This window comes from Solwaraspora sp. WMMD937 (assembly GCF_029581175.1).
Classification (GTDB): domain Bacteria; phylum Actinomycetota; class Actinomycetes; order Mycobacteriales; family Micromonosporaceae; genus Micromonospora_E.
This window is the reverse complement of record NZ_CP120738.1, coordinates 6,028,092-6,052,236: the sequence shown is the minus strand read 5'-3', so window position 1 is coordinate 6,052,236 and position 24,145 is coordinate 6,028,092. Positions and strand designations below refer to the sequence as shown.

At 71.1% G+C, this 24,145-nt stretch carries 26 protein-coding genes, 1 CRISPR repeat array and 1 riboswitch (1 of these 28 running past the window's edge); of the genes, 10 read left to right on the top strand and 16 right to left on the bottom strand.

Annotated features, from left to right (window positions below; translation table 11 throughout):
* Positions 1 to 463: direct repeats of the CRISPR family, unit length 36 nt; unit sequence GTTTCAATCCGGCGCGGTTTTCGTGTGCTCGGGGAC; it reaches 78 nt to the left of the window's first position.
* A gap of 456 nt (positions 464 to 919) precedes the next feature.
* From O7621_RS26710 to O7621_RS26700, 3 genes are read right to left on the bottom strand one after another with little or no spacing between them, the layout of a single operon-like run.
* Positions 920 to 1,708 (bottom strand): GntR family transcriptional regulator, encoded by a 789-nt coding sequence (locus O7621_RS26710; protein WP_282231766.1) that lies wholly within the window; start codon positions 1,706 to 1,708, stop codon positions 920 to 922.
* A complete protein-coding gene (locus O7621_RS26705; RefSeq protein ID WP_282231765.1) occupies positions 1,705 to 2,247 on the bottom strand; it encodes a UTRA domain-containing protein in 543 nt (180 codons plus the stop codon). Before O7621_RS26705 ends, O7621_RS26710 begins: the two co-directional genes overlap by 4 nt.
* Positions 2,244 to 2,966 carry an XRE family transcriptional regulator gene (locus tag O7621_RS26700; protein ID WP_282231764.1) on the bottom strand — a complete coding sequence of 241 codons (723 nt, stop codon included), beginning with the start codon at positions 2,964 to 2,966 and terminating at the stop codon, positions 2,244 to 2,246. The genes O7621_RS26705 and O7621_RS26700 overlap by 4 nt, the downstream gene beginning before the upstream one ends.
* A 129-nt stretch (positions 2,967 to 3,095) precedes the next feature.
* Between O7621_RS26700 and O7621_RS26695 the strand changes: the two genes are divergently transcribed.
* Positions 3,096 to 3,569: a hypothetical protein gene (locus O7621_RS26695; protein ID WP_282231763.1), complete on the top strand. Its 474-nt coding sequence runs from the start codon at positions 3,096 to 3,098 to the stop codon at positions 3,567 to 3,569.
* Positions 3,569 to 3,844 (top strand): hypothetical protein, encoded by a 276-nt coding sequence (locus O7621_RS26690; protein WP_282231762.1) that lies wholly within the window; start codon positions 3,569 to 3,571, stop codon positions 3,842 to 3,844. The genes O7621_RS26695 and O7621_RS26690 overlap by 1 nt, the downstream gene beginning before the upstream one ends.
* 303 nt (positions 3,845 to 4,147) lie before the next feature.
* Here the strand turns inward: O7621_RS26690 and O7621_RS26685 are convergent, their stop codons facing one another.
* The 5 genes from O7621_RS26685 to O7621_RS26665 form a co-directional block, all read right to left on the bottom strand.
* Complete coding sequence (locus O7621_RS26685; protein WP_282231761.1) at positions 4,148 to 4,657, bottom strand: hypothetical protein; 510 nt, start codon at positions 4,655 to 4,657, stop codon at positions 4,148 to 4,150.
* Positions 4,658 to 4,674: 17 nt separating this feature from the next.
* Positions 4,675 to 6,390, bottom strand: a complete 1,716-nt coding sequence (locus O7621_RS26680; RefSeq protein WP_282231760.1) for a PHP domain-containing protein — start codon at positions 6,388 to 6,390, stop codon at positions 4,675 to 4,677.
* Between the two features lie 164 nt (positions 6,391 to 6,554).
* On the bottom strand, positions 6,555 to 7,355 hold the full coding sequence (locus O7621_RS26675; RefSeq protein WP_282231759.1) for an energy-coupling factor transporter transmembrane component T: 801 nt from the start codon (positions 7,353 to 7,355) through the stop codon (positions 6,555 to 6,557).
* Positions 7,352 to 8,773, bottom strand: coding sequence for an ABC transporter ATP-binding protein (locus tag O7621_RS26670; RefSeq protein WP_282231758.1), 1,422 nt, complete (start codon positions 8,771 to 8,773; stop codon positions 7,352 to 7,354). Before O7621_RS26670 ends, O7621_RS26675 begins: the two co-directional genes overlap by 4 nt.
* 79 nt (positions 8,774 to 8,852) lie before the next feature.
* Positions 8,853 to 9,452 (bottom strand): ECF transporter S component, encoded by a 600-nt coding sequence (locus O7621_RS26665; RefSeq protein WP_278170634.1) that lies wholly within the window; start codon positions 9,450 to 9,452, stop codon positions 8,853 to 8,855.
* Positions 9,449 to 9,554, bottom strand: a riboswitch (TPP riboswitch). (Overlaps the previous gene by 4 nt.)
* 272 nt (positions 9,555 to 9,826) lie before the next feature.
* Here O7621_RS26665 and O7621_RS26660 point away from each other — a divergent pair.
* From O7621_RS26660 to O7621_RS26650, 3 genes are all read left to right on the top strand, one after another.
* A complete protein-coding gene (locus O7621_RS26660) occupies positions 9,827 to 10,783 on the top strand; it encodes a permease (protein WP_282234746.1) in 957 nt (318 codons plus the stop codon).
* On the top strand, positions 10,780 to 11,559 hold the full coding sequence (locus O7621_RS26655; RefSeq protein ID WP_282231757.1) for a TIGR03943 family protein: 780 nt from the start codon (positions 10,780 to 10,782) through the stop codon (positions 11,557 to 11,559). Before O7621_RS26660 ends, O7621_RS26655 begins: the two co-directional genes overlap by 4 nt.
* Before the next feature lie 79 nt (positions 11,560 to 11,638).
* Positions 11,639 to 12,166, top strand: coding sequence for a DUF6328 family protein (locus tag O7621_RS26650; protein WP_282231756.1), 528 nt, complete (start codon positions 11,639 to 11,641; stop codon positions 12,164 to 12,166).
* Here the strand turns inward: O7621_RS26650 and O7621_RS26645 are convergent.
* The 7 genes from O7621_RS26645 to O7621_RS26615 all read right to left on the bottom strand — a co-directional run bounded on the left by O7621_RS26645 (position 12,149) and on the right by O7621_RS26615 (position 16,768).
* Positions 12,149 to 12,754: a hypothetical protein gene (locus O7621_RS26645; protein ID WP_282231755.1), complete on the bottom strand. Its 606-nt coding sequence runs from the start codon at positions 12,752 to 12,754 to the stop codon at positions 12,149 to 12,151. The genes O7621_RS26650 and O7621_RS26645 overlap by 18 nt on opposite strands.
* Before the next feature lie 91 nt (positions 12,755 to 12,845).
* Positions 12,846 to 13,286 (bottom strand): Fur family transcriptional regulator, encoded by a 441-nt coding sequence (locus O7621_RS26640; RefSeq protein ID WP_282231754.1) that lies wholly within the window; start codon positions 13,284 to 13,286, stop codon positions 12,846 to 12,848.
* Between the two features lie 46 nt (positions 13,287 to 13,332).
* Positions 13,333 to 13,632: a metalloregulator ArsR/SmtB family transcription factor gene (locus O7621_RS26635; RefSeq protein WP_123602948.1), complete on the bottom strand. Its 300-nt coding sequence runs from the start codon at positions 13,630 to 13,632 to the stop codon at positions 13,333 to 13,335.
* 101 nt (positions 13,633 to 13,733) lie between these two features.
* Positions 13,734 to 14,651, bottom strand: coding sequence for a metal ABC transporter permease (locus O7621_RS26630; RefSeq protein ID WP_282231753.1), 918 nt, complete (start codon positions 14,649 to 14,651; stop codon positions 13,734 to 13,736).
* Positions 14,648 to 15,409 (bottom strand): metal ABC transporter ATP-binding protein, encoded by a 762-nt coding sequence (locus O7621_RS26625; RefSeq protein ID WP_282231752.1) that lies wholly within the window; start codon positions 15,407 to 15,409, stop codon positions 14,648 to 14,650. The genes O7621_RS26630 and O7621_RS26625 overlap by 4 nt, the downstream gene beginning before the upstream one ends.
* A complete protein-coding gene (locus O7621_RS26620) occupies positions 15,406 to 16,422 on the bottom strand; it encodes a metal ABC transporter substrate-binding protein (RefSeq protein ID WP_282231751.1) in 1,017 nt (338 codons plus the stop codon). Before O7621_RS26620 ends, O7621_RS26625 begins: the two co-directional genes overlap by 4 nt.
* Before the next feature lie 88 nt (positions 16,423 to 16,510).
* Positions 16,511 to 16,768 (bottom strand): DUF6703 family protein, encoded by a 258-nt coding sequence (locus O7621_RS26615; RefSeq protein WP_282231750.1) that lies wholly within the window; start codon positions 16,766 to 16,768, stop codon positions 16,511 to 16,513.
* A gap of 31 nt (positions 16,769 to 16,799) precedes the next feature.
* On the opposite strand from O7621_RS26615, the gene O7621_RS26610 reads away from it, so the two are divergent.
* From O7621_RS26610 to ppdK, 5 genes are all read left to right on the top strand, one after another.
* On the top strand, positions 16,800 to 17,141 hold the full coding sequence (locus tag O7621_RS26610) for an antibiotic biosynthesis monooxygenase (RefSeq protein ID WP_282231749.1): 342 nt from the start codon (positions 16,800 to 16,802) through the stop codon (positions 17,139 to 17,141).
* A 238-nt stretch (positions 17,142 to 17,379) separates the two neighbouring features.
* Positions 17,380 to 17,859 carry a hypothetical protein gene (locus O7621_RS26605; RefSeq protein WP_281555661.1) on the top strand — a complete coding sequence of 160 codons (480 nt, stop codon included), beginning with the start codon at positions 17,380 to 17,382 and terminating at the stop codon, positions 17,857 to 17,859.
* Between the two features lie 70 nt (positions 17,860 to 17,929).
* Entirely contained in the window at positions 17,930 to 19,309 is a 1,380-nt protein-coding gene (locus O7621_RS26600) for a glycine--tRNA ligase (RefSeq protein WP_282231748.1), read from the top strand.
* A gap of 95 nt (positions 19,310 to 19,404) precedes the next feature.
* Positions 19,405 to 20,553 carry a tRNA dihydrouridine synthase DusB gene (dusB, locus tag O7621_RS26595; protein WP_282234743.1) on the top strand — a complete coding sequence of 383 codons (1,149 nt, stop codon included), beginning with the start codon at positions 19,405 to 19,407 and terminating at the stop codon, positions 20,551 to 20,553.
* A gap of 241 nt (positions 20,554 to 20,794) precedes the next feature.
* Positions 20,795 to 23,530, top strand: coding sequence for a pyruvate, phosphate dikinase (gene ppdK, locus O7621_RS26590; protein WP_282231747.1), 2,736 nt, complete (start codon positions 20,795 to 20,797; stop codon positions 23,528 to 23,530).
* A gap of 85 nt (positions 23,531 to 23,615) precedes the next feature.
* Here the strand turns inward: ppdK and O7621_RS26585 are convergent, their stop codons facing one another.
* Positions 23,616 to 24,104 carry a roadblock/LC7 domain-containing protein gene (locus O7621_RS26585; RefSeq protein ID WP_282231746.1) on the bottom strand — a complete coding sequence of 163 codons (489 nt, stop codon included), beginning with the start codon at positions 24,102 to 24,104 and terminating at the stop codon, positions 23,616 to 23,618.
* Positions 24,105 to 24,145 lie beyond the last annotated feature (41 nt).

Genomic DNA, 24,145 nt, shown 5'->3' with positions numbered 1-24,145 from the left:
TTCAATCCGGCGCGGTTTTCGTGTGCTCGGGGACGCTCAGGTGGAGTGGCGCCACCGTACTCGCGGAAAGTTTCAATCCGGCGCGGTTTTCGTGTGCTCGGGGACTTGTCAGGGTGTATTCGGTGAGGGTTTTTCCTGTAGTTTCAATCCGGCGCGGTTTTCGTGTGCTCGGGGACTGGTTCAGCTTTCCTTCGAAGAGGGGAAGTTGTGTTTCAATCCGGCGCGGTTTTCGTGTGCTCGGGGACCGGCCAAGGAGCAGATCCGTAGGGCACGGGTCGATGGGGTTTCAATCCGGCGCGGTTTTCGTGTGCTCGGGGACAGAAAGTGGCGCCTGCGGTGCGACGGCGACGGGGAGTTTCAATCCGGCGCGGTTTTCGTGTGCTCGGGGACTGGCGGTGGAACTACTGGATCGCCGCATTTATGGCGAGTTTCAATCCGGCGCGGTTTTCGTGTGCTCGGGGACCGTGTCCGAAATGTCGGGCGGTCTGACCTGGGCAAACAGGGGGTCCTGAGGGCAACCTCCTGTTGATCATGATCTTGGTGGAGGCTTAGATGATCTCTACGGGGCTGGTTTTCGCAGCTCGGGGGCGGTTTGGGATCTTTCCGCCAACCTCCCCCGGATCCCGGGTGTGTCGGAGGTTGTCGCAATCGACATTTCGCCACAACTCCGGCACCTAATCTTGCGTACATCGATGTGTTGTCTGTCCTCAACGGATGCTGTTGGTTCGGCGTGGCTATCTCTCCTCCGTCCGGTACCTAACGACAGGCCGATGTGGAAATTGTCGCTTACGCGGTTGGCTCCGGCAAGGGGGAACAGTGGTCCGTTGTGAGCCTGCTGCGGGCAGCCGAGCGTAGTTCAACGTGGCCAACTCCACGACCTCGGTGGCGGTCTGGCAGGTGTCGCGGGAGGGCGGCGAGGTCAGGCTTCGTCCGGTCCGGGCAGGAGGTATCTGGCCTTGTGCCGGTGGGCGGCTTTGATCATTTCGGTCACTTCGATCGGTTCGCCGTCGGTGGTGTAGACGGTGCGGAACTGACGCAGCACGGGCATGTCGTCGGGCATCCGCAGGGCGATGAACTCGTCGATGGTGGGCATGGTGGCTTCGACGTCGTCAACGGCGGGTCCGGCGTGCTTGCCGAGTTCGGCGAGCACGCGGAGCGATCCGCCGCTGATCAGGCGGTGTTCGGTGAGCGGGGTGCCGCGTGCGAGGTCGGTGCGGTAGTAGTTGGTGACCAGTTCGGCGGGGGCGTCGTCGAGCAGGAGCAGAAGCCGCCGGCGGATGACGCGGGTGTCGGGTTCGAGGTCGTACGCCGCGGCGACCGCGACCGGCGGTGTCACCTCGTCGACGGAGAGCAGGCGGCTGGTCTTGCGGCGGCCGTGACTGGCGGTCGCACTGATCCACGGGTACGGAGTGGCGCTGCTGGCCTGGTCCGGGTAGTGGTTCGCTTCGACGGCGATGGGCTGGTTGGCGGTGACGAACACGCCGACGCCGGACTCGCCACGGACGAATCCTTGCTTCTTGAGGATGGCGAGTGCGCGTTGGGTGGTGAGGTTGGAGACGCCGTACCGCTCGCAGAGCTGGGCCGTGGAGGGCACCTTGTCGCCGGGTGTGAACTCGCCGGTGAGGATCTGCCGGCGGAGGTCGGCCGCGATCTGGCGTTGGCGGTCGCGTACGTCGTTGGCGGCGGCATGGTCGGGTTCGTTGGTCATGCGCTGGGGACCTGCATCTGGTAGGTGTGGCCGGCCGAGCGACTGGTCACGGTGCGCATGACGGCGTACTCAACGGGTTGGCCGGTGGCGGCGCGGCTGATGCGGGTGAGGACCAGGAGTGGTTCGTCGGCGGGGATGTCGAGTAGTCCCTGTTCCTGATCGGTCGGCCGTCGCGCTGTGACGTGCTCGCTGACCTGGTGCGGTGTAAGTCCGAGGTCGGTGAGAACCCGTACCGCTCCGCCTTTGATCTTGTGGTTGTCGGCCAGTGGAGTGCCGGCGGCGATGGGCTCCGGGTAGTAGGAGTCGGCGAGTTCGACGGGGCGATTGTCTTCGAGGATGAGGCGGCGGCGGACGACGGCTCGTTCGGTGTCGGCGAGTCCGAGCGCGCGTCTGACCTGTGCGTCCGCGTCGATGGTCTCGACGCCGAGGAGCTGTTGGGTGCCGACGCGTCCCCGGCCGGCGGCCTCGGCGGACCATGCGTCGTGGTGCTGTGCAACGAGGTACGGGTCTGAGCTGCTGGTCCAGCCCTGGTCAGTCATGGGGCCGGTGCTGGTGCGTGGGCTGTTTCCCAGAGGTGTTCGACGTGGTTGGCGTACTGGTCGAACAGGCCGCCGGGTCCGCGGCGGCGGATGTGCAGGGTGGGGGAGGCGTGTCCGAGTTGGTCGGCGAGGTGGGTGCTGACGAGGGCTTCGTCGTCGAAGATCCAGACGGACAGGCTGATGTGGCGGTCGGTGTGGCGTACCTGTGGCGTGGGTTCGATCTTGGCGAGTTCGGCGGTGGTGATGTCGATGCGGGTGGAGATCGACAGGGCGGCGTCCTCGATGCGTTCGCGGTCGTGGGTGACGGGTGAGTCCTTGTGTCCGAGGAGGAAGCGCAGGTCGAGCCCGGATGCGGCTTTGTTGCGCAGGGTGGGTGTGATGCCGGGGACCTCGGTCCAGAGGAAGTATGAGGTGTAGCCGGCGCACCAGATGCGGGACGTGGCGCGGTGGAGGAGGTCGTTCCAGAGTTCCCGGGGGACGGCTGAGCGTGTCGGCCATGCGGCGCGGATCTCCCGGTCGTATCCGCGTTTGACCAAGCCGGACCAGATCACGTCTTCATCTTCTCTCAGCACCTGGGCGACCTGCGAGCGGTGGCGGGGGTGAGGGACGCGACCGCCGAGCCAGCGGGCGACGGTCTTGGGGTCGACGCCGATCTTGCCGGCGAGTGTCGCGGGTGTCATGCCGGTTCGGCTCATCGCGACGTGCAGCGCTGTGTTCATGGTTGATCACTCCCGGGACGTTTATGAACGTCCCTAGGTTACCTGACGCGGAGGTCCCGGCATCCCCTCCACACAGGAAGAGTCCACAGAAGATCCTTCAAGCGCCCTTTACCCGCGATGGAGAGAACCGTGAACAGGAACCAGGTTCCCGACAACAGGTACCAACGGATCCGACAACCCATGGTCAACGCGGGTCCGACGCCGGACCGGCCGCCGTTGGCGCGCCGAACGCCGGGGCAGACGGACATCGGGCGGGACCCACGGTTCCGGCTGTTGGCCGCGCGTGGCGTAGCGCCGGCGCCGGATGCCGAGCGTGCGGCTGTTGACGCCGAGCAGGTGGTGCTGGGCGAGGTGGCGGCGGCGATGCGGAACCGGCCGGGCGTGGACGTGTTGGACCGTGCGCGGGAGACGGTGGCTGAGCACATGCCGAGTCGGTTGGCCGAGTGCCGGGTGTGTGACGTGGCGGCGTTCTGCCCGCCGTTCGCCAACGCGTTGGCGGTGCTGGACCGGTGGGATCACAGTCGGGCGCGTCGGGTGCGGGCGGTGTTGCAGTACGCCGGACTCTGGCCGGACGGATACGTCCACGACGGGCGGGACGACTGATGGCCGACGGTGAACTCCTGCGGGTCGGTGACACCCTGCATCTCGGCAAGGCTGACTGGGTGTTCGGTGACCGGTCGATGACGGTTCGGGTCTCCGACATCCGGTACGGCTTGGACGACGCCGATTCCCCCGTGGTGGGCATCCTCGCCACGATCACCTCGGCCGGACGGGACGGGCGGATGGCCGCGATCGGCGTCTACAAGAGTGCCCTGACCCGCTCCGGCGTGGTGCAACGCCGGCAGCCACTCAACGGCGTCGACCATCCCCACTCGTAGAGAAGTCAAAGAGGATCATGGACATCTGTGCGTTTACGAGCGCGGCGTTACTCGGTTTCCTCGCCGGGCTGTTCTCATTCCGAGTCAAGAGCCGCTGGTGCCCTCGGTGCGGCGAGCTGACCACCACTCCAACGTCTGCGAGGTGAGGCTGACGCACCTCAAAACGCGAAATGACGTGCGTCAGCCTCACCTCGCGGCTGCGGCAGCGGAAGGCCGTCGAGCGTGACAGCCTCCGGCGCTGGCCACAGGATGTGACCAGCGCCGGAGGCTAACTAGGCGAGGCTGAACAGGTGAGGCGTACGGTCAGTGTTTGTCGGCGCAGCAGGGGGTCGGGTCGGGCAGCTCGAACGGCCCGATCCGACCCGGCCCGACCGCAGTGGTGATCAACGTCAGGACCCCGTTGATCCACTGCGGCCGGACGAAGTCCCGGGTCACCAGCAGAGTGTCCTCACCCGGCTGCGCGCCGCCGAGCATGATGACCTGCTCGATCGCGCTGAACTCGAGCAGCTCCGCGACGGTGAGTGTGCCGACCAGACGGTCGACCCCGGGGTAGCGCACTGCCCGCCCCGACCGGCCGGCCCGGTGCTCGGCGGCGGCGAGCTCCGCCGCCGGGACCAGATCGGCCGGGGTGGCGGGCAGGTCGGGCAGCCCGTCGGGGGCGGCCAGACTGATCGCCACGTGTGGCCTCGGTGTCCGCACCAGATGGGTGCAGGCGACGAGGTCGGGCAGGTCGGCCACGCCGACGACGTCGTGCAGCCAGTGTTCGGCAGCGGCGTCGTCAGCATGTCCCAGACTGATTCCGATGACTGTCACGGCGGTGGCGGTGGCGGTCAGGATGGCAGGACCCAGATCGGGTTGCCGTAGAACCACAGGTCCAGCCAGGGGTCGGCGTCGCCGAGCACGTCCATCGCCGGGCCGTGCGGGTCGACCGCCGCACCCATCAGACCGGGCGCGCTGCGGTTACCGTCGGTGCCGCGCACCCGGACGTACATCGGCCGGTCCACCCGGCCCAGCGGGTAGCTGAACGACACCCGCTTGCGGCCCGGCTGCACCTCGAACGAGGCGGCCACCCGGGTGGTCGGGGCGGTGAAGGTGTCCTGGTCGGTGACCGGTCCGGTGACGTCGCCGACGATCAGGTCCACCCGGGCCAGCTTCGGCACGAACTGCGCCCAGTTCGGCACGGTCGCCAGATCGATGTCCAGGGTCACCACGACCGACGTACCACTCTTGATCTTCAGCGTCCCGCCGAGCGTGGCACCGGCACCGGGACGCTGGTCGTTGAGCCGGCGGACCCGCATGTCCAGGCCACCGATCAGGCCGCCGTGGTCCACCCAGACCCGGCCGGCCCGGATGGCGTCCATCACCGCGCGGTAACCGAACGCCTGCGCGCCGACGTGGGTACGGCTGTACTGGCCCGGCCAGAAGTCACCGGCGGTGGTGATCAGCGGCCCGTACACCGGGTCGTTGTACTTGCCGTTGGCGTTGAAGTCGCTGTCCGGCCCGCGCATCGACGTACCCAGGTAGTTGATGTGCGAGTCGGAGTTGGCGCTGATCCACCACGGCTTGCCCTCGGCGAGCAGGCTGTCCCACAGCCCGCCCACGGTGGAGGTCATCCAGTCGAATCCGCCCCAGGTGCGGTAGCTCTCCAGCGGGTAGCCGGGGAACGACGCCGCCGACGGGCTGCCCTCGTAGTAGCCGCGACCGCGACCCGGGCCGTTCGGCGCTGGCAGGCTGGACGCCTGGTGACCGGGGGCGCCCTCCATCCCGACCGCCACGGTCGGGTCGGCGTCGCGCCAGGCCCGCACCTCGTGCGGCGAGTCGACGCCCCGCCGGGACGGGTGGTTGGCCAGGAACAGCGCACCGCCGATACGGCGCCGGCGGACCTCGTCACCGAGGAACTTGATGCCGGCGATGGCGAGCGCCTCGTTCTCCGGGCTCGGGCTGCTGGTGCCGTTCACCGAACCGTCGTAGTCGGTCTCGAACTGCTTGAGTACGGCGACCTCGTTCGGCCCTGGCTGGACGAAGACCGTGCCGTGCTCGGCGGACGGGATGTTCCACTCCAGGCCCTGGTAGATCAGCAGGTCCTTGATTTCCTTGCGGGTTTCGACGATGTCCGGGTTGACCTTCTCCACCCCGATGCGGGAGTGGGTGGCGTTGCCGTGGTCGGTGATCACGATCCAGTCCAGACCGTACGCGCGGGCGTGCTTGGCCTGGTCGACCACCCGGTACATGGCGTCCGAGCTGTACTGCGTGTGGATGTGGTGGTCGCCGGCCAGCCAGACGAACTCGCCGTCGTTGGCCTGGCCGCCGCCGGTGCCGCCGCCGCTGTGGTCGTCGGCCGGTGCGGCGTGCGCGGCGTGTCCGCCGGCCAGCACCGACGACGCGGCCGCGCCGGCTCCGAGCAGCCCGGCGTTGCGCAGGAAGGTGCGCCGGGACGCCTCGGTCGGCGACAGTTCGGCGTCCGGCACCGACAGGTCGAGCGGTGCCGGTACGTCGCCGCCGGTCGCCGCGTGGTCGTGGTGGTGATGGTGGTGGTGGTTTCCCATCCCTGTTCCGCCTCCCAGATCAGCTTTGTCGCGGTCAATCTCGTGGAGGAGGGGAAACAACAGGCGACGTGCCGCCGTCGTCGCGGCGCACGGGCCGTGAAGGTGTTGCCATGTATGCATCAGTCATACCACTGTTGACCTGCGGCGCGGTCTGTCGGCAGCGCTCAGCCGATCACCGGGCGGAAGACCCCGGCGGCGACGCTGACCGCCAGCGACGCGCTGGCGGCGATCGCGGCACCGACGACCAGAGCGGCATCGGCCGCCCCGAACCGTTGCCGCCGGGCGCTGGTCCGGGGGATGCCCGCGTCGAACCCCCGGGCGTCCATCGCGGTGGCCAGCCGGGTGCCCCGGCGGATCGCCAGCACCAGCAGCCCGAAGGCGGTCGCCGCGAACAACCGGAGCTGGCGCACCGGGTTGCGGCCCGCGTCGATGCCCCGGGCCCGGCGGGCCATCGCCAGCAACTGCCACTCGGCGGCCAGCATCGGCACCAGCCGGAACGCGGCGAGCGCCCCGATCGCGAACCGGGGCGGGGCCTTGACGTTCTGCACCAGGGCGTCGGCCAGGTCGGTCGGGTCGGTGGTGGCGAAGACCAGCACCCCGGGCAGCGCCACGGCCAGCAGCCGCAACGCCAGTCCGAGCGCGGTGACCAGCACGCCGCTGGTGACCAGCACCGGGCCGGCGGCGAGCAGCACCGGGCCGGTCCGTTCGGCGGCGAACAGCGTCAGGGTGACCAGCACACCGGCGGCGCTCAGCAGCAGCGGTGCCGTCCGGCGCAGCAGGGCACGGTAGCCCAGCCCGAACAGCGGGACCACGGCCAGCTCGACGGCGATCGCGACGGCCGGCGCCACCGGGTCCAGGGTGGCCAGCAGCAGCACCGAGAAGACCAGTGCGGCGGCGAGCTTCGCCACCGGGTTGCGACGGGCCAACGCGCCGCCGGTCACAGGGTCAACCGCTGGTCGGTTCACAGGGTCAACCGTCGGTCGGCGAGGGCGGCGACGAGGTCGACGTCGTGGGTCACCGTCACGATCCCGTGCCCGGCGTCGCGCAGCTCGCCGAGCAGCGCGACCAGTTCGAGCCAGGTGCGCCGGTCCTGGCCGAACGTCGGCTCGTCGAGCACCAGCAGGCGGGGCGCGGTGGCCAGGGCGGTCGCCACACTCAGCCGCCGCGCCTCACCACCGGAGAGGGTGTACGGGTTGGCTGCCGCCAGCCGGTCCAGTCGCAGCCGGTGCAGCAGCTCGTCGACCACCGGCGCGACGGCAGCCTCCGGCAGCCCGCAGCGGCGCGGGCCGAGAGCCAGCTCGTCGGCCACCGTGGTGGCGACGAACTGGTGCTCCGGGTTCTGGAACACGTTGCCGATCCGGCGGACCAGCTCCGGTGCCCGCCACCGGTGCGGGGCCGGCCCCACCTGGCCGCCGGTCAACGCGGCGGTGGCCCGGACCGCTCCGTCGGTGGCCGCGACCAGCCCGCCGAGCAGCAGGGCCAGCGTGGTCTTGCCGGCGCCGTTGGGCCCCAGCACGGCCAGTGCCTCGCCGCCGCGTACCGGCACGTCGTCGGAGAGCGGGGCGAGCCGGGGCGCCAGCCCGACCCGGTCGGCGATCAGCAGCGGCTCACCAGCCGGGGCGGCGGAACCACCGCGCTGCGGCAGCGGCTGGTCCGGCACCCAGACACCGTCGGCGGCCAGTTGCCCGCCGTACCGGTCGAAGATCTCGTCCGGCTTGCCGTCGGCCCGCACGCCGCCCCCGGCGGACAGCACCACCACCCGGTCGACCAGCGGCAGCGCCTGCGCCACCCGGTGCTCGACGATCACCAGCGTGGTGTCCCGGTCCCCGTCGAGCGCCCCGGCGACGGCGTCGCGGACCAGGTCGGCGCCGGCCGGGTCCAGGTTCGCGGTCGGTTCGTCCAGCAGCAGCAGACCCGGCCGCAGGGAGAGCGCCCCGGCCAGGGCCAGCCGCTGCTGCTCGCCGCCGGACAGCGCGGCAGTCGGCCGGTCCCGGCCGTAGCGGAAACCGACCCGCGCCAGCGCGGCGTCCACCCGTGGCCAGATCTGCTCGGCCGGCACCCCCCGGTTCTCCAGCCCGAACGCCACGTCGTCGCCGCTGCGCGCCATCACCAGCTGGCTCTGCGGGTCCTGGAAGACGATGCCGACCCGCTCGCGGGCCTTGCGCGGGTCGAGCCCGTCGACGGTGACGGTGCCGGCCTGCTCGCCCGAGTCGGCCGGCAGCAACCCGGCGATCGCCGCCAGCAGCGTGCTCTTGCCGGCCCCCGACGGCCCGAGCAGCAGGACCCGTTCGCCGGCGTCGACGCTCAGGTCGACGTCGCGGACCGCCCAGGCCCGACGGCCGGCGTGCCGCCAGCCGAACCCGCGCAGCTCCAGCCGGCTCACGACCTGGTCAACCCCAGCTCGATCGCCACGGCCCCGGCCAGCTCCGGCCGGCTCATCCGGTGGTGCGGCCCCGGCGGGCTCACACCGTGGCGCGGTCGCGGCCGGCGGGGAACCGGTCGAGCACCCCGGTGCGGGCCAGTGCCCGGGTCAGCGCCACGCTGCCGGCACCGGCCAGCACGATCGCGCTGACCACGGTGACGATGAAGATCGGAATCCGGAAGCTGACCAGGTCGTACGGCGCGTAGTAGCGGATCTGGTCGAAGATCGCCGCGCCGAGCCCGGCGGCCGCACCGGCGGCCAGCGCCACCGGCAGCCGGAACGAGCGGTACGCCACCGCCAGGAAGACCAGTTCGGCACCGACCCCCTGGGCCAGCCCCTGCACGATCACCACGGCGCCCCACTGGCTGCCCAACGCGGCCGAGACGATCGCGGCGACCAGCTCGCAGAACAGTGCGGCCCCCGGTTTGCGGATCACCAGTGCGCCGAGCACGGCCGGCACCAGCCACACCCCGTACAGCACCGCCTGAGCGGGCGGGAAGAAGGTGAACGCGGCCTCGGTGGCGGTCCAGATCAACCCCCACAGCCAGAAGACCACCCCGAACGCGACCGCGATCACCGAGGCGACCACGATGTCGACGGTCCGCCAGCTACGGTCGGCGGGCAAAGATTGCTGCGGCATAGCTCGCTCCAACTCCCTGCGCTGGCATTACCCAGATCAGGTTCGAGGGTCTGCGGGACTCCCCGCACTCTCAGCGCTGTGTGCGCTCCCCTGTGGGACATCAGGTTGTGCCACCGACGCTAGCACCGGTGGCACCGCACCGACAGTGGGCGCGTCCCGGTGTGGTGGCCGGCACCCCTGCGCGGGTTATCGTGAACTGCCCGCCTTCACACCAGCGAGGGGACCAGCCCGCCGTGACCGCTGCCGATCGCACCGCGACGCGTCGGACGCGCCCAGGCGACGAGATCGACTGGGCCGCACCGGCCGACGACGACCTGCCCGGGTCCGGCGGTGCCGCTGGACCGCCCGGTGGCTCACGACCACCCCGACGCCGGCTGTTCGGTGACCGGGTCGGCTCGGTGGAGGTGCTCGCCTTCCTGCTGATCGGGCTGGTGATCTTCCGCGAGCCGTTGGCCAACCTGATCTCCGACCCCCGGCTGCAGACCTGGACCACGGTCTTCGTGTCGGTGATGGTCCAGGCGATGCCGTTCCTGGTCTTCGGGGTGGTGCTCTCCGCGGTGATCGCGGTCTTCGTGCCCCGGTCGTTCTGGGCGAAGGCGCTGCCGAAACACCCGGCGCTGGCGGTGCCGGTGGCCAGCGCCGCCGGGGTGGTACTGCCCGGCTGCGAGTGTGGTTCGGTGCCGATCGCCGGGTCGCTGATCCGGCGGGGCGTGGCGCCGGCCGCCGCGCTGGCGTTCCTGCTCGCCGCCCCGGCGATCAACCCGATCGTGCTGGTGGCCACGGCGGTCGCCTTTCCGAACAACCCGGAGATGGTCGTCGGCCGTGGCGTCGCCAGCCTGCTCGTCGCGGTCGTGATGGGTTGGCTGTGGCTGCGGCTGGGGCGCACCGACTGGATCCGCCTGCCGCACCGCCCCGACCTGGACGACCTGTCCCGAGCGCGGGCGTTCTGGGCGGCGGTCCGGCACGACATCATGCACGCCGGCGGTTTCCTGGTGATCGGCGCGATGGCCGCCGCCAGTATCAACGTGCTGGTGCCGGAGCGCTGGTTGCAGACCCTCGCCGACAACCCGGTGCTGTCCATCCTGGCGCTCGCCGCACTCGCCGTGCTGTTGTCGATCTGCTCCGAGGCGGACGCGTTCGTCGCGGCCTCGTTGTCGCAGTTCTCGCTCACGTCACGGCTGGTCTTCCTGGTCGTCGGCCCGATGGTCGACCTGAAACTTGTCTCGATGCAGGCCGGCACGTTCGGGCGCAGATTCGCGTACCGGTTCGCTCCGGCGACATTCCTGATCGCCATCGTGGTGGCGGTCGCGGTGGGGACGGTGCTGTTGTGAACAAACAGGCTCAAGGCGTGGTGCTGCTGCTGCTCGGCGGCGCGGTGGTCCGGGCCAGCGTCACCGACATGTACCTGCGGTACGTCAAGGAGGCGCTGCAGCCGTTCCTGATCGTCGCCGGTCTGCTGCTGATCGCCGCTGCGGTCATGACGCTCTGGCACGACCTGCGACGTCGGTCGACGCCGGCCCCTGCCGTCGGCGTACCCGCCGGGCACGGCCACGCCGTCGACGACGGGCCCGGCGGCACCGCCGACGACGGCCACGGCCACGCCCATCACGAGCCGAGGGTGGGCTGGCTGCTGATCCTGCCGGTGCTCGGGCTGCTGCTGGTCGCCCCGCCGGCGCTGGGTTCGTACGCCGTCGCGCAGGCCGGCACCGCGTTGAGCAGCGAGCAGGCGTCGTCGGACTATCCACCGTTGCCGGACGGCGATCCGGCCGAGATCAGCGTGCTCGACTACGCCTCCCGGGCGATCTTCGACGAGGGCCGGTCGCTGGACGGGCGCAACGTACGGCTCACCGGCTTCGTCACCGACGGCCCGGACGGTGAGCCGATGCTCGCCCGGATCGTGCTCTCCTGCTGCGCCGCCGACGGCCGGCCGATCAAGGTCGGGATGGACGGCAGCGCCCCGACCGGGCTGCCGGCGGACACCTGGATCGAGGTGGTCGGCCGGTACAGCGACCGGATCGGCACCGACCCGGTGAACGGGGCCAGCATCCCCTACCTGGCGGTCGAGTCGTGGCAGCAGATCGACGCACCCCGGCAGCAGTACGAGTAGAGGTTTCCCGCCGTGGCGTCCGGGGCACATTGCTGACCGCCAGTTGAGCGTGGGCGGTCCGGCAGGAGGACGAGCGGACGTGGACCGGGAGACTGAGAAGGAACGCTGGCAGCGCAACTTTTCCGATCTTCTGCAGGAGCTGAGGGTTGCCCAGACCGGGGTGCAGATCCTCTTCGCGTTCCTGCTGACCCTGCCGTTCAGCAGCGGGTTCCCCGACACGAACGGGTTTCAACGGGACGTGTACGTGGTGGCGCTGCTGGCGGCGGCGGCCGCCGCGGCGTTGATCATCTCGCCGGTGGCGTTTCACCGGGTGCTCTTCCGACGCGGCCGCAAGCCGGAGCTCGTCCGGTTCGCCCACCGGATGGCCAGCGGCGGCCTCAGCCTGATGCTGGTCGCCATGGTCAGCTCGGTGCTGCTGGTCACCGACTTCATCCTGCCCCGACCGGTCGCGTTCGTCCTCAGCGGCCTCACCGGGGTGTGGTTCCTGATCTTCTGGGCCGCCCTGCCCTTCGTGCACCGTGGCTGGCTGGACGGCGACGATGAGGACGAGGACGAGGACAGCGACGGAGGTGCCGGGCGCGGCGGCCGGTCAGCGCCGGCCGCGTAGGCCCAACGCCCGCAGTTCCAGTTCCGCCAACGCGTCGGTGACCGCCGGGTCGCCGCGCCGCCACCCGGCGGCGACGTCCGGGCCCAGCGCGGCGATGGTGCCGAGCGGGCGGGTGGCCAGCGCCCGCAATGCCAGCAGATCCGACCCGGCCGGTACGCCGCGCAGTCGGGCCGCCGCGCTCGCCCGCCGGATCCAGCGCACCCGCAACGGCAACCAGCCGAACAGCACCAGACCCAGCGGAAGGAGCAGCATCGTGGCGGCCAGCACCAGGGCCAGCTCACCGACCAGGTCCTGCTGCTCCTGCCCGGCGGCGGCGACCGAACGGGCCGCCCCGGCGGCCTGCTCGAACGGCCCGGTCAGCTCATCGCCGACCAGTGGCACCCGGCCGACCCGGCTGCCGACGTCGGCGAGGTTGTCGGCCAGCCCGGTGCCGGCGTTCTCTAATGTCCGACCAGCGTCGGCCAGCTCACCGACCCGGTCATGCAGCCAGCTGGCGGCACGGATCCACAGGTAGACCCAGACGACGACGATCAGGTCGGTGGCGAGTTGCCGGGCGGCGCGCGGAAAGCGGTCGGCGTAGATCTGCATGCGCACAGCGTGCCGTACGAGGACCGGAATCGCGCGTGCGCAGTCTCGCCAGCGAAGCTTGTCGAGTGCCGGCGGCCGGCGGCCTGACCGGTCACGTCGTCGAGGTACGCCGGGCAGCGCATTTCGGGCAGGTCCCGAAGATCTCCATCGTGTGGCTGACCCCGACGTAGCCGTGCTGGGCCGCAATCCGTTCCGCCCAGTTTTCCACCGCCGGCCCGGCCACCTCGACCGCGCTGCCGCACGAGCGGCAGACCAGATGATGGTGGTGGCCCTGGCTGCACCGCCGGTACAGGTGCTCGCCGCCAGGTGGACGCATCACGTCGACCTCGCCGGAGTCGGCCAGCCCCTGCAACGTCCGGTAGACCGTGGTCAGACCGACCCGGTCGCCCCGCTGACGCAGCATGGCGTGCAGCTCCTGGGCGCTGTGGAAGCCGGCGAGCTCGTCGAGGATGGCGCTGACCGCGCTGCGTTGCCGGGTGTTGCGCACCGCCGAGGGCTCTGCGGTGCCGGGCGTGGTGTCTCCAGTCCTCATCAAGGCCTCCGGGACGTGTTCTGACCGGGCCGGTGCCGGCGGCTGCTCACCGGACCTCCCGGGCATGGCTGACAGCGTCCGCGACGATATGCGCGACGTGTTCGTCGACCAGCGCGTAAGCGATCTCCCGGCCACGCCGGGAGCCGTGCACCACGCCCGCGCCCCGCAACACCCGCAGATGCTGGGACACCAGCGGTTGCGGCGCGCCGAGCTTCTGCACGAGTTCGTGGACACACCGTTCGCCCTGGGCGAGCTCGGTCACGATGGCCACCCGCAGCGGGGCAGAGAGTGCGCGCAGCAACTCGCTGGCGCTCTCGTACCCGTCGTAGCCGTTGGCCATCGTCACCCCGCAACGGTAACCAATACCGGAGCCGGATCGGCAGGCAGGCGGCTCAGCGGTGCTCGTCGCCGGGTCTGTACCAGGTCAGACGGGACGATCCGGGACACCTAGGCAGGACGTTCCGGGACCATCTCGGCGGGACTGTCCAGGACCACCTCGGGCGGTTCGACCTCGCGGGGCTGCCGGCGGTGGACGGCCAGCGTGCCGGCCCGGCGGCGCAGCAGCCGCCACGTCCCGGCGCCGACGGCGGTGGCCGCGAAGGCCGCGATCGCCAGGATCACGATGGTCGCGCCCATCGCGGTGTCGGCGGTTCCGGCCAGCCACACCCCGCCGCCGGCGGAGGCCGTACCGATGATCATCGCCATCGCCATGGTGCTGCGGAAACCCCGGGTGACCTGCTGGGCGGTCGCCACCGGGACCACCATCAGCGCGCTGACCAGCAGGAGGCCGACCGCCCTCATGGCGATGGTGACGGTCACCGCGGTGGTCACCGCGATCAGCAGGTTGAGGGTGCGCACCGGCAGGCCGGAGACCCGGGCGTACTCCTCGTCGTGACAGATGGCGAACAGCGCCGGCCGCAGCAGCAGCATCGCGGTCAGCACGACCGCGGCCAGCACCACGATCACCCACAGGTCCTCGACCGAGGCGGTGGTGAGCGAGCCGAAGAGGTACGCCATCAGGTTGGCGTTGCTGCGGTCGCCGGCCAGCCCGACCAGCATCACCCCACCGGCGATGCCGCCGTAGAAGAGCAGGGCCAACGCCATGTCGCCGGAGGTACGCCCGCGTTCGCGCAGCAGCTCGATGGCGACCGCGCCGACTGCGGCGGCGATCACGGCGGTGAGCACCGGGGAGCGGTCCAGCAGCAGACCGACGCCGACGCCGGTCAGCGCCACGTGGCCGACGCCGTCGCCGATCAGCGACATCCGACGCTGCACCAGGTAGATGCCGAGGGCCGGGGCGGCCAGGCCGATGACCAGGGCCCCGATCAGGGCCCGGATCATGAACTCGTACTGGAAGATGCTCATGTGTTCCACATCCGGGACGGCTCCACCGCGGCGTGCGGGTGGACGTGGTCGTGTCCCGGGTCCGCGTGGTGGCCAGCCGGCGCAGGCACCGGGCCGTCGTGCACCACCTCGCCGTGGTGCAGCACCACGGACCGGTCGATCAGCGGTTGCAGCGGACCGAGCTCGTGGGCGACGAGGAGCACCGTACCGTTGCCGGCCACGAACGCGCCGAGCGCCCGGGCGAACGCCTCCTGGCTGGCCGCGTCGACCCCGGCGGTGGGTTCGTCGAGCACCAGCAGCTCCGGTTCGCCGGCCAGCGCGCGGGCGATCAGCGTCCGTTGCTGCTGGCCGCCGGAGAGCGTGGCCACCGGGTCCCGGGCCCGGTCGGCGAGGCCGACGGCGGTCAGCGCCGCGGCGACGGCGGCCCGGTCGGCGGCACCGGGCGGCCGCAGTACGCCGCGACGGGCCAGCCGACCGGAGGCGACCACCTCGCCGACGGTGGCCGGCACGCCGCTGCCGGCACCGAGTCGTTGCGGGACGTAGCCGATCCGGTGCCACTGCCGGAACCGCCCCGCCGGCACCCCGAACAGGTGCACCGAGCCGCTGCGCAGCGGCACCAGCCCGAGCGCGGCGCGGATCAGGGTCGACTTGCCGGAGCCGTTGGCGCCCAGCAGCGCGACGACCTCACCGCTGGTCACGGTGAGGTCGACGGAGCGCAGTACGGTGCGGTTGTCGTAGCCGACCGCCCCGCGCGATACCTGGACGACGCTGGCGGTCACGAACATCCCAGGGCGTCGGTCAGATTGTTCAGATTGTTGCGCATCACCGAAAAATAGTCGTCATCGGCGTCCGGCTGCAGTCCCTCGATCGGATCGAGCACTGCAGTCTCGGCGCCGGTCTCGTCGGCGATGGTCTCGGCGACGCTCGGGCTGACCAGGGTCTCGAAGAAGATCGTCGTCGCCTGGTGCTCCCGGGCCTCCTCGATCACCTCGGCGAGGCGCTGCGGCGTCGGCTCGTCCTCCGGGCTCAACCCGGTGATCGCGATCTGGTCGAGTTGGTAGCGGACGGCCAGGTAGCCGAAGGCGGCGTGACTGGTGATGATCTCCCGGCGCTCGCAGTCGGCCAGCCGATCGGCGAACTCGGTGTCCAGGGCCTCCAACTCGGTGCGCAGCGCGGCGGCGCGGGCGGTGAAATCGGCGGCGTGGTCGGGGGCGACGGCGGCGAGTCGCTCGGCCAGCGCGTCACCGACGGTGGCGAACCGGGTGGGGTCCAGCCACAGGTGCGGGTCCTTCGCGCCGGTCTCCTCGGCGTGGTCGTCCGCCTCGTCCTCGGCATGTCCGTCTTCGTCGGCGTGCTCGCCTTCCTCGGCGTGCTCGTCTTCGTCGCCGTGGTCGTGGCTGTGACCACCGTCGGTGGCGTCCAGCAGCGGCTCGACCTCCACCACGTCGAATGCGTGGTCACCGGCCTCCTGCTCGACCGCGGCGTCGACGGCGGGCTGGAAGTTACTCAGGTAGACGACCAGGTCCGCGTCGCTGACCTCGCCGACCTGCCGAGGGCTGAGCTCCAGGTCGTGCGGCTCCGCTCCGGGGGGCGCGAGACCGGTCACCGTGACGGCGTCTCCGCCGATCCGTTCGGCCAGGAACTGCAAAGGGTAGAAGGCTGCTACCACGCCGACCGTGGTGTCGTCGGCGGACCCGTCGCCGCCGTCCTGGGCGCAGGCGGCGGTGCCGCCCAGGGCCAGCAGGGCACCTGCGGTGGTGGCGACGGTACGGCGGAAGAGGTGGCTGTGCATCGGGCAACTGTCCGTGGCGACGATAATGATTGTCAAAAACGCATGGTTGCATGATTCGCTGCCGCCTGGGTCAGCGGTCTGAGCAGGGCTAGAAGATCTTAGCGAGGGCGACCGCCACCAGCAGGGTGAGCGCCACCAGGCGGAACATGCGTCCGGCCGCCGGCACCGCCGGCCAGCTGCGACGCAGCAACCAGACCAGCCCTGCGGCCAGCACCAGCAGCGCCGTCGCGCCGACGACGCCCGGCGCGAAGAGCCCGACCAGGACGAGCACCAGGGCGGCGAGGAACGCCCCGGTCGGGCTGATCCGCCCGGGGCGGACCGGCGGCGACGGTTGCGTAGGCTGCATCCGACCGACTCTAGTCAGGAGGGGACTCGACGTGCTGGTGGTCAACCGGTTCGCCGTGCCGGAGGCGGACACGCCCGGCTTCGTCGATCGCGCCCGGGCCGCGTTGCGTGCCCTGGCCGGCCGCCCGGGGTACCGGCGCGGCGCACTGACCCGCGCGCTGGAGGACCCGCTCCGCTGGTGCCTGGTCACCGAATGGGAGTCAGTGGGCACCTACCGGCGGGCGCTCGGTTCCTTCGAGGTGAAGGTGGACGCGACGCCGCTGCTCGCCGAATCGCTCGACGAGCCGTCCGCGTACGAGGAACTGGTCACCGCCGGGCCCGGAGAAGAACCCGCAGCCCACACCAGTGACCGGGCGGCGGAGCCGGGACGGTGAGCCGGCGGGCACTACCCTTTGCCCCATGACCGATCCCGGACCGGCGCAACCGCGCCCGCCGTCCGCCGTGCCCGACGAGGCGTCCCCGTGGCAGGCACCCTCGCCGTGGGCTCCGCCGGACCGCCAGCCGCCGCCGCAGCCTGCCGCGACCGGACAGTCTGAGGCCGCACCGGACGCCACGCCGGCTGCTGGCTCGGTGACCCCGGTGCCCGGCCCGGCGACTACGGTGCCTGGTCCGGTGACCCCGGTGCCGGCCGGCCCCGGGGCCGCGCCGCCGTTCGCCGCTCCGCCGGCCGAAGGCCGTACCGCGCGGGTCTGGATCGGGCTCGGGGTCGCGGCGCTCGCGCTGCTGCTGTGCTGCGGTGGTGGCACCGTCGCATTGGTCGGACTGATCGTCACCGGCGCCGAAGCGATCGATGAACAGGCCCGGATCGCGGTCGGCGACTACTTCGAAGCGGTGAGTCAGCAGGACTTCGGCGCCGCGTACGACATGCTCTGCGCCGAGGCGCAGAGCCGTGAATCGGCCAGCGAATTCGCCCGACGACTCGCCACGGAGCCGGAGATCACCGCCTACGAGGTCGGTCAGGTCTCGGTCACCAGCCGGATCGTCGTACCGGTGGAGGTCGACTACGCCCAAGGCGGCGAGGACACCCTGCGGGTGTCGCTCAACCAGGACACCGGCACCGGTGAGCTAGAGGTCTGCGGCGTCGAGGGGTAGCCTCCGAACATCTGCCAAATCAGCCCGTCCGCACATCCCCGCCGGCCGCCAGCCGGTGTAGGAGCAGCGCATGCCAGCCGACCGCATCGACGCCGTGGCCAGTCTCGCCCACCGGCGTGGTTTCGCGTTCCCGTCTGGTGAGGTCTACGGTGGCCAACCGGTCGCCTGGGACTACGGGCCACTTGGCGTGGAGCTCAAGGAGCATGTCCGGCGGCAGTGGTGGCGCACGGTGGTGCAGCACCGCGACGACGTCGTCGGCCTCGACGCGGCGGTCATCCAGGCGAGGCCGGTGTTCACTGCGTCCGGCCTGCTCGACGCCTACACCCAGACCCGGGTCCGGTGCCGGGCCTGCGACCTCACCCAACCGCTGGACCGGATCGTCGAGGCGTTCACCGTACGCCGGGAACAGCCGGCTGCCGCACTCGCCGAGCTCGCCTGTCCGAGCTGCGGCAGCCGGGGCAGCCTCACCGACCCGCAGCAGGTCAGCGGCCTGATCGAGGTCTCGCCGGACCGTCCGGGGCCACCACCGGACCGGTACTACCTGCGGCCGGAGGCGGCACCGGGCACCTTCGTGAACTTCGCCAACGTGATGATCGCCGCCCGCAAGAAGCCGCCGTTCGGCATCGCCCAGGTCGGCCGGGTCTTCCGCAACGTCGTCGGCCCCGGCGAGTTCCTGCTGCGCGGTCACGAGCGGGAGCGGATGGAGCTGGAGTACTTCGTCGAGCCCGGAACCGACGACGACTGGCTGGAGTACTGGGCACAGCAGCGGTGGGACTGGTACGTCGACCTGGGTCTCGCGCCACAGCAGTTGCGCCGTACCGAGGTGCCCCTCGCCGGCCTGCCGCAGCACGCCAAGCGGATCGTCGAGATCGAATTCCGGCTCGGTGGCGCCTATCAGGAATTCGTGGTACTGGAAGGGATCACGAACCGCGCCGACTACGATCTGACCGCGCACGCCAAGCATTCCGGTGCCGATCTTTCCTATTTCGACCAGGACCGGGGCGAGCGGTGGGTGCCGTACGCGATCGAGCCGGCGGCGGACCTCACCGCGACGGTCTTCGCTCTGCTGCTGGCGGCGTACGACGAGGACGAGGCGCCGAACACCAAGGGCGGCGTCGACAAGCGGACCGTGCTCCGTCTCGACCCGCGGATCGCCCCGGTCAAGGTCGCGGTGCTGCCGCTGTCGCGCAACGCCGACCTCTCGCCGAAGGCACGTGACCTTGGTGCTGCGCTGCGCCGCCGCTGGATGGTCGAGTTCGACGATTCGCAGGCCATCGGTCGCCGCTACCGGCGGCAGGACGAGATCGGTACGCCGTACTGCGTCACGGTCGACTTCGAGACGCTGACCGACGACGCGGTGACCGTGCGGGACCGGGACACCATGGCGCAGCAGCGGGTGTCGCTGGATCAGGTCGAGCGGTACCTGCTGGAGCGGTTGCCGATCGGCTGACCACCGGGGCCGGGGCCGGGGCCGGGTGGGCCCGTGGAATCCTGGACGGCGTGTCTGTCACCGTGTCCCGGCCGGCCGGCGGGTCCGCGCCGGTCCTGCCACCGCTGCCGCTCGGCCGTCACCAGGTGTGGCCACCGGTGGTCCTGGCGCCGATGGCCGGGATCACCAATGTCGCCTTCCGCCGGTTGTGCCGCGAGCAGGGCGGCGGGCTGTACGTCTGCGAGATGATCACCACGCAGGCGTTGGTCGAGCGCAACCCGAAGACGCTGCGGATGATCGCGTTCGCGCCGTCCGAACGACCCCGGAGCCTGCAGCTGTACGGGGTCGATCCGCAGGTAACCGCAGCCGCCGTGCGGATCGTGGTGGAGCGTGACCTGGCCGATCACATCGACCTGAACTTCGGCTGCCCGGTGCCCAAGGTCACCCGCAAGGGTGGTGGTGCGGCGTTGCCGTGGCGGCACCGGCTGTTCAGCCGGATCGTCGCCGGCGCGGTCCGGGCGGCCGCGCCGGCCGGGGTGCCGGTGACGGTGAAGATGCGCAAGGGCATCGACGACGATCACCTGACGTATCTGGACGCCGGGCTGGCCGCCCAGGAAGCGGGGGTCGCGGCGGTGGCGCTGCACGCCCGTACCGCCGCCCAGCGGTACTCGGGTACTGCCGACTGGGACGCGATCGGCCGGCTCAAGCAGGCGTTGAGCGTGCCGGTGCTCGGCAACGGTGACATCTGGGAGGCCGACGACGCGGTGCGGATGGTGGCGCACACCGCCGCCGACGGGGTCGTCGTCGGCCGGGGCTGTCTGGGCCGGCCGTGGCTGTTCGCCGACCTGTCGGCGGCGTTCGAGGGCGGGTCCGGGCGGACGTTGCCGACCCTGGGCGCGGTCGCCGCCACCATGCGCCGGCACGCCGAACTGCTGGTCGACTGGTTCGGCACCGGACGGGACGGGCGGACCGACGCCGAGCGGGACGGCTGCACCGACTTCCGTAAGCACGTGGCCTGGTATCTGAAGGGCTTCCCGGTCGGCGGTGAGCTGCGCCGAGCCCTCGCCATGGTGTCCAGCCTGGCGGAGCTCGACGCGCTGCTGTCCAAGCTCGACCCGGCAGAGCCGTTTCCCCGGCACACGTTGGGCCAGCCGCGGGGCCGGACGAACTCGCCGGGCAAGGTCTTCCTGCCGTACGGATGGCTGGCCAGCCGGGACGACGATTCCGTCCCGGTCGGGGCGGAGACTGCCGATTCCGGCGGCTGAGATCCGCTGGCGGATCCCCGTACTTCACACCGCTCGCCCGGAGTGATCCAGTACATCGGCGAATGCGCAGAACTGCGCACGGAAGCGCTCCCAACGCGGCATCCGATCGCCACCCGTGTCGTTTCCTGTGCGGCTGGTCACCCACTACTGTCGGCTGGCCTCCCTCGTCGCTTAACCTGCGCCAACCAATGGCCATTGGTGAACCATCGTTCAGCGCCGAACGGCACATGGGAGGCCAACAATGGCGGAATCCGGCGGACCGGGCGACCCGTCCCGGCAGACAATCGATCACCTCAGGTACGTCTACGACTTCACCGAGGGCAACCGCGACCAGCGGGATCTGCTCGGCGGCAAGGGGGCGAACCTGGCCGAGATGACCAACCTCGGCCTGCCGGTCCCACCCGGCTTCACCATCACCACCGAGGCGTGCCGGGCCTACCTGGCGACCGGCGCGGTACCGCCGGCTCTGCCCGACCAGATCGCCGCCGCCCTGGCCCGGCTGGAGCGCCAGCGGGGTAAACGGCTCGGTGACCCGGCCGACCCGCTGCTGGTCTCGGTCCGCTCCGGGGCCAGGTTCTCCATGCCGGGGATGATGGAGACGGTGCTCAACGTGGGCCTCAACGACGAGTGCGTGGCGGGGCTCGCCGCCCAGGCCGGCGGTGACGAACGGTTCGCCTGGGACTCCTACCGTCGGCTGGTCCAGATGTTCGGCCGGACGGTCTGCGGGGTGCCGGGGGAGGAGTTCGACCAGGCGCTGGAGGCGGCCAAGCGGGCCGCCGGCTCCGACGACGATCTCGCGCTGGACGCCGCCGCGCTGCGCGCACTTGTCCGGGCGTACCAGAAGATCTTCTTCGCGCACACCGGCCGGGACTTCCCGCAGGACCCCCGCGAGCAGCTCGACCTGGCGATCCGGGCGGTCTTCGACTCGTGGAACGCCGAACGGGCGGTGATCTACCGGCGTCAGGAACGGATCCCCGCCGAGCTCGGCACCGCGGTCAACGTCGTGACGATGGTCTTCGGCAACCTGGGGCCGGACTCCGGCACCGGTGTCGCCTTCACCCGCGACCCGGCCAGCGGTGACCAGGGGGTTTACGGCGACTACCTGGCCAACGCGCAGGGCGAGGACGTGGTCGCCGGGATCCGCAACACGCTGCCGCTGCAGGAGCTGGCCCGGCTCGACCCCCGCTCGTACGACGAGCTGTTGACCATCATGGCCCGGCTGGAGAACCACTACCGGGACCTGTGTGACATCGAGTTCACCATCGAACGCGGCAAGCTGTGGATGCTGCAGACCCGGGTCGGCAAGCGGACCGCCGCCGCCGCGTTCATCATCGCCAGCCAGTTGGTCGACGAGGGGATCATCGATCTGGACGAGGCGCTGCACCGGGTCAGCGGGGCGCAGTTGGCGCAGCTGATGTTCCCCTGTTTCGACCTGTCCGGCGCGCCGCCGACGATCGCCACCGGGGTGGGTGCCTCGCCGGGTGCCGCGGTCGGCAGGGTCGTCTTCGACTCGGCGCGGGCGGTCGAGCTGGCCAGGCAGGGAGAGCAGGTGATCCTGGTCCGGCGGGAGACCAACCCTGATGACCTGCCGGGCATGATCGCCGCGCAGGGCATCCTGACCAGCCGGGGCGGCAAGACCAGCCACGCCGCCGTGGTGGCCCGGGGGATGGGCAAGACCTGCCTGTGCGGGGCCGACGCTCTCGACATCGACGCCGGGGCCGGGCGGTTCATGGTCGGCGAGCTCACCGTCTCCGAAGGTGACGTGGTGTCGATCGACGGCACCAGCGGCTGCCTGTACCTCGGTGCGGTGCCGGTGCGACCATCCGAGGTGGTGCAGTACTTCGAAGGCGCCGTCAATCCGGCGAGCACCACCGACCCGCTGGTGCTCGCCGTACACCGGATCCTGTCCCACGCCGACGACCGGCGGCGGCTGACGGTGCGCACGAACGCCGACACCGGCGCGGACGCCGCGCGGGCCCGGCGGTTCGGCGCCGAGGGGATCGGGCTGTGCCGCACCGAGCACATGTTCCTCGGCGACCGCCGGGAACTGGTGGAGCGGCTGATCCTGGCCCGTGACGAGGCGGAGCGTGCGGCCGCGCTGGCCGAACTGCTGCCCCTGCAGCGGGCCGACTTCCGGGAGATCTTCCAGGAGATGGACGGCCTGCCGGTCACCGTACGGCTGATCGACCCGCCGCTGCACGAGTTCCTGCCGTCGCTTGAGGAGCTGGCCGTCTCGGTCGCCCTGGCGCAGGCCCGGGGTCAGGACGCCGGCCGCGACACGGCGCTGCTCGCCGCGGTGCGCCGGATGCACGAGCAGAATCCGATGCTCGGCCTGCGTGGCGTGCGGCTCGGCCTGGTCATCCCGGGGTTGTTCGCGATGCAGGTGCGGGCGATCACCGAGGCTGCCGTCGAGTTGGCCGCCGCCGGGCGCGATCCGCGCCCGGAGATCATGGTTCCGCTGGTCGGTGCGGTCCAGGAGCTGGAGACGGTACGCGCGGAAGCCGACCGGATCATCGCCGAGGTGCTCGGCGACCGGTCAGTCGAGATTCTGATCGGCACCATGATCGAGGTGCCCCGGGCCGCGTTGACCGCCGGTCAGCTCGCCGGATCGGCGCAGTTCTTCTCCTTCGGCACCAACGACCTGACCCAGATGGGCTGGGGATTCTCCCGTGACGACGTGGAGGGCGCGTTTTTCTGGCGTTACCTGGAGCTTGGCATCTTCGGCATCTCGCCGTTCGAGTCGATCGACCGGGACGGCGTGGGCCGGCTGGTGCGGATCGCTGTCGAGGAGGGCCGCGTCGCCCGGCCCGGTCTGAAGATCGGGGTCTGCGGCGAGCACGGTGGCGACCCCGACTCGGTGCACTTCTTCCACGAGGCGGGCCTGGACTACGTGTCCTGCTCGCCGTTCCGGGTGCCGGTGGCCCGGCTGGAGGCCGGCCGGGCGACGGTCGAGTCGACCGGCTCGGACAGCCGCTGACCGGCCGCTGGCGAAGAGCGGCCGGGCACCCTGGGGGGCGGGAGGGTGCCCGGCCGCCGCCTCGGTTCCCGCCGGCCGGCGTCGGTCAGAACCGGCGGCGAGGTAGTGCCGGGTTGTACGGCAGGGTCGCCATCGGGGTGCGGACCGCCAGCGGCGCGTGGTTGTCCAGCAGGCCCGGCACCGGTGCCGCGACATTGCCGGCCGGTCTGCTCCGCAGCAGTTCGACGATCGACCGGGCGGCCCGACGGCCATGCGCGTGCAGCAGGCCCGGATCGGTGCCCGGTCCGGCGAGTACGGCGAGCAGCGCCCGGTCACCCACCGGGTAGAGGGCGACCTGGCCCCGGCTGCCGTGGATCACGGTCTCCCGCAGGTCACCGTGGCCGGCGGTCATCGCGAACCGTCGCCCCAGGCCGACGCTTGCGGCGGCCAGTGCGGCGATGCTCTCCGCTTCGGCGCTGGCGAGGTCGTGGGTGATCAGCAGGCCGTCCACCCCGGTCAGTACGGAGCCGGTCACGTCGGGCACCCGGTGGCGTAGCCCGTTCAGCTCGGCAACGATAGCGGTGTCAGTGTCCACCGGCGGTCTCCTTCACTCGATCGTCCGGTTGGCTGGTCGCC

Bases quoted from the DNA above. Each gene is read 5' to 3' on its own strand.
- O7621_RS26710 (WP_282231766.1), bottom strand. From the start codon at position 1,708: ATGACCAACGAACCCGACCATGCCGCCGCCAACGACGTACGCGACCGC.
- O7621_RS26705 (WP_282231765.1), bottom strand. From the start codon at position 2,247: ATGACTGACCAGGGCTGGACCAGCAGCTCAGACCCGTACCTCGTTGCA.
- O7621_RS26700 (WP_282231764.1), bottom strand. From the start codon at position 2,966: ATGAACACAGCGCTGCACGTCGCGATGAGCCGAACCGGCATGACACCC.
- O7621_RS26690 (WP_282231762.1), top strand. From the start codon at position 3,569: ATGGCCGACGGTGAACTCCTGCGGGTCGGTGACACCCTGCATCTCGGC.
- O7621_RS26680 (WP_282231760.1), bottom strand. From the start codon at position 6,390: ATGGGAAACCACCACCACCATCACCACCACGACCACGCGGCGACCGGC.
- O7621_RS26665 (WP_278170634.1), bottom strand. From the start codon at position 9,452: ATGCCGCAGCAATCTTTGCCCGCCGACCGTAGCTGGCGGACCGTCGAC.
- O7621_RS26645 (WP_282231755.1), bottom strand. From the start codon at position 12,754: ATGCAGATCTACGCCGACCGCTTTCCGCGCGCCGCCCGGCAACTCGCC.
- O7621_RS26640 (WP_282231754.1), bottom strand. From the start codon at position 13,286: ATGAGGACTGGAGACACCACGCCCGGCACCGCAGAGCCCTCGGCGGTG.
- O7621_RS26630 (WP_282231753.1), bottom strand. From the start codon at position 14,651: ATGAGCATCTTCCAGTACGAGTTCATGATCCGGGCCCTGATCGGGGCC.
- O7621_RS26620 (WP_282231751.1), bottom strand. From the start codon at position 16,422: ATGCACAGCCACCTCTTCCGCCGTACCGTCGCCACCACCGCAGGTGCC.
- O7621_RS26615 (WP_282231750.1), bottom strand. From the start codon at position 16,768: ATGCAGCCTACGCAACCGTCGCCGCCGGTCCGCCCCGGGCGGATCAGC.
- O7621_RS26600 (WP_282231748.1), top strand. From the start codon at position 17,930: ATGCCAGCCGACCGCATCGACGCCGTGGCCAGTCTCGCCCACCGGCGT.
- ppdK (WP_282231747.1), top strand. From the start codon at position 20,795: ATGGCGGAATCCGGCGGACCGGGCGACCCGTCCCGGCAGACAATCGAT.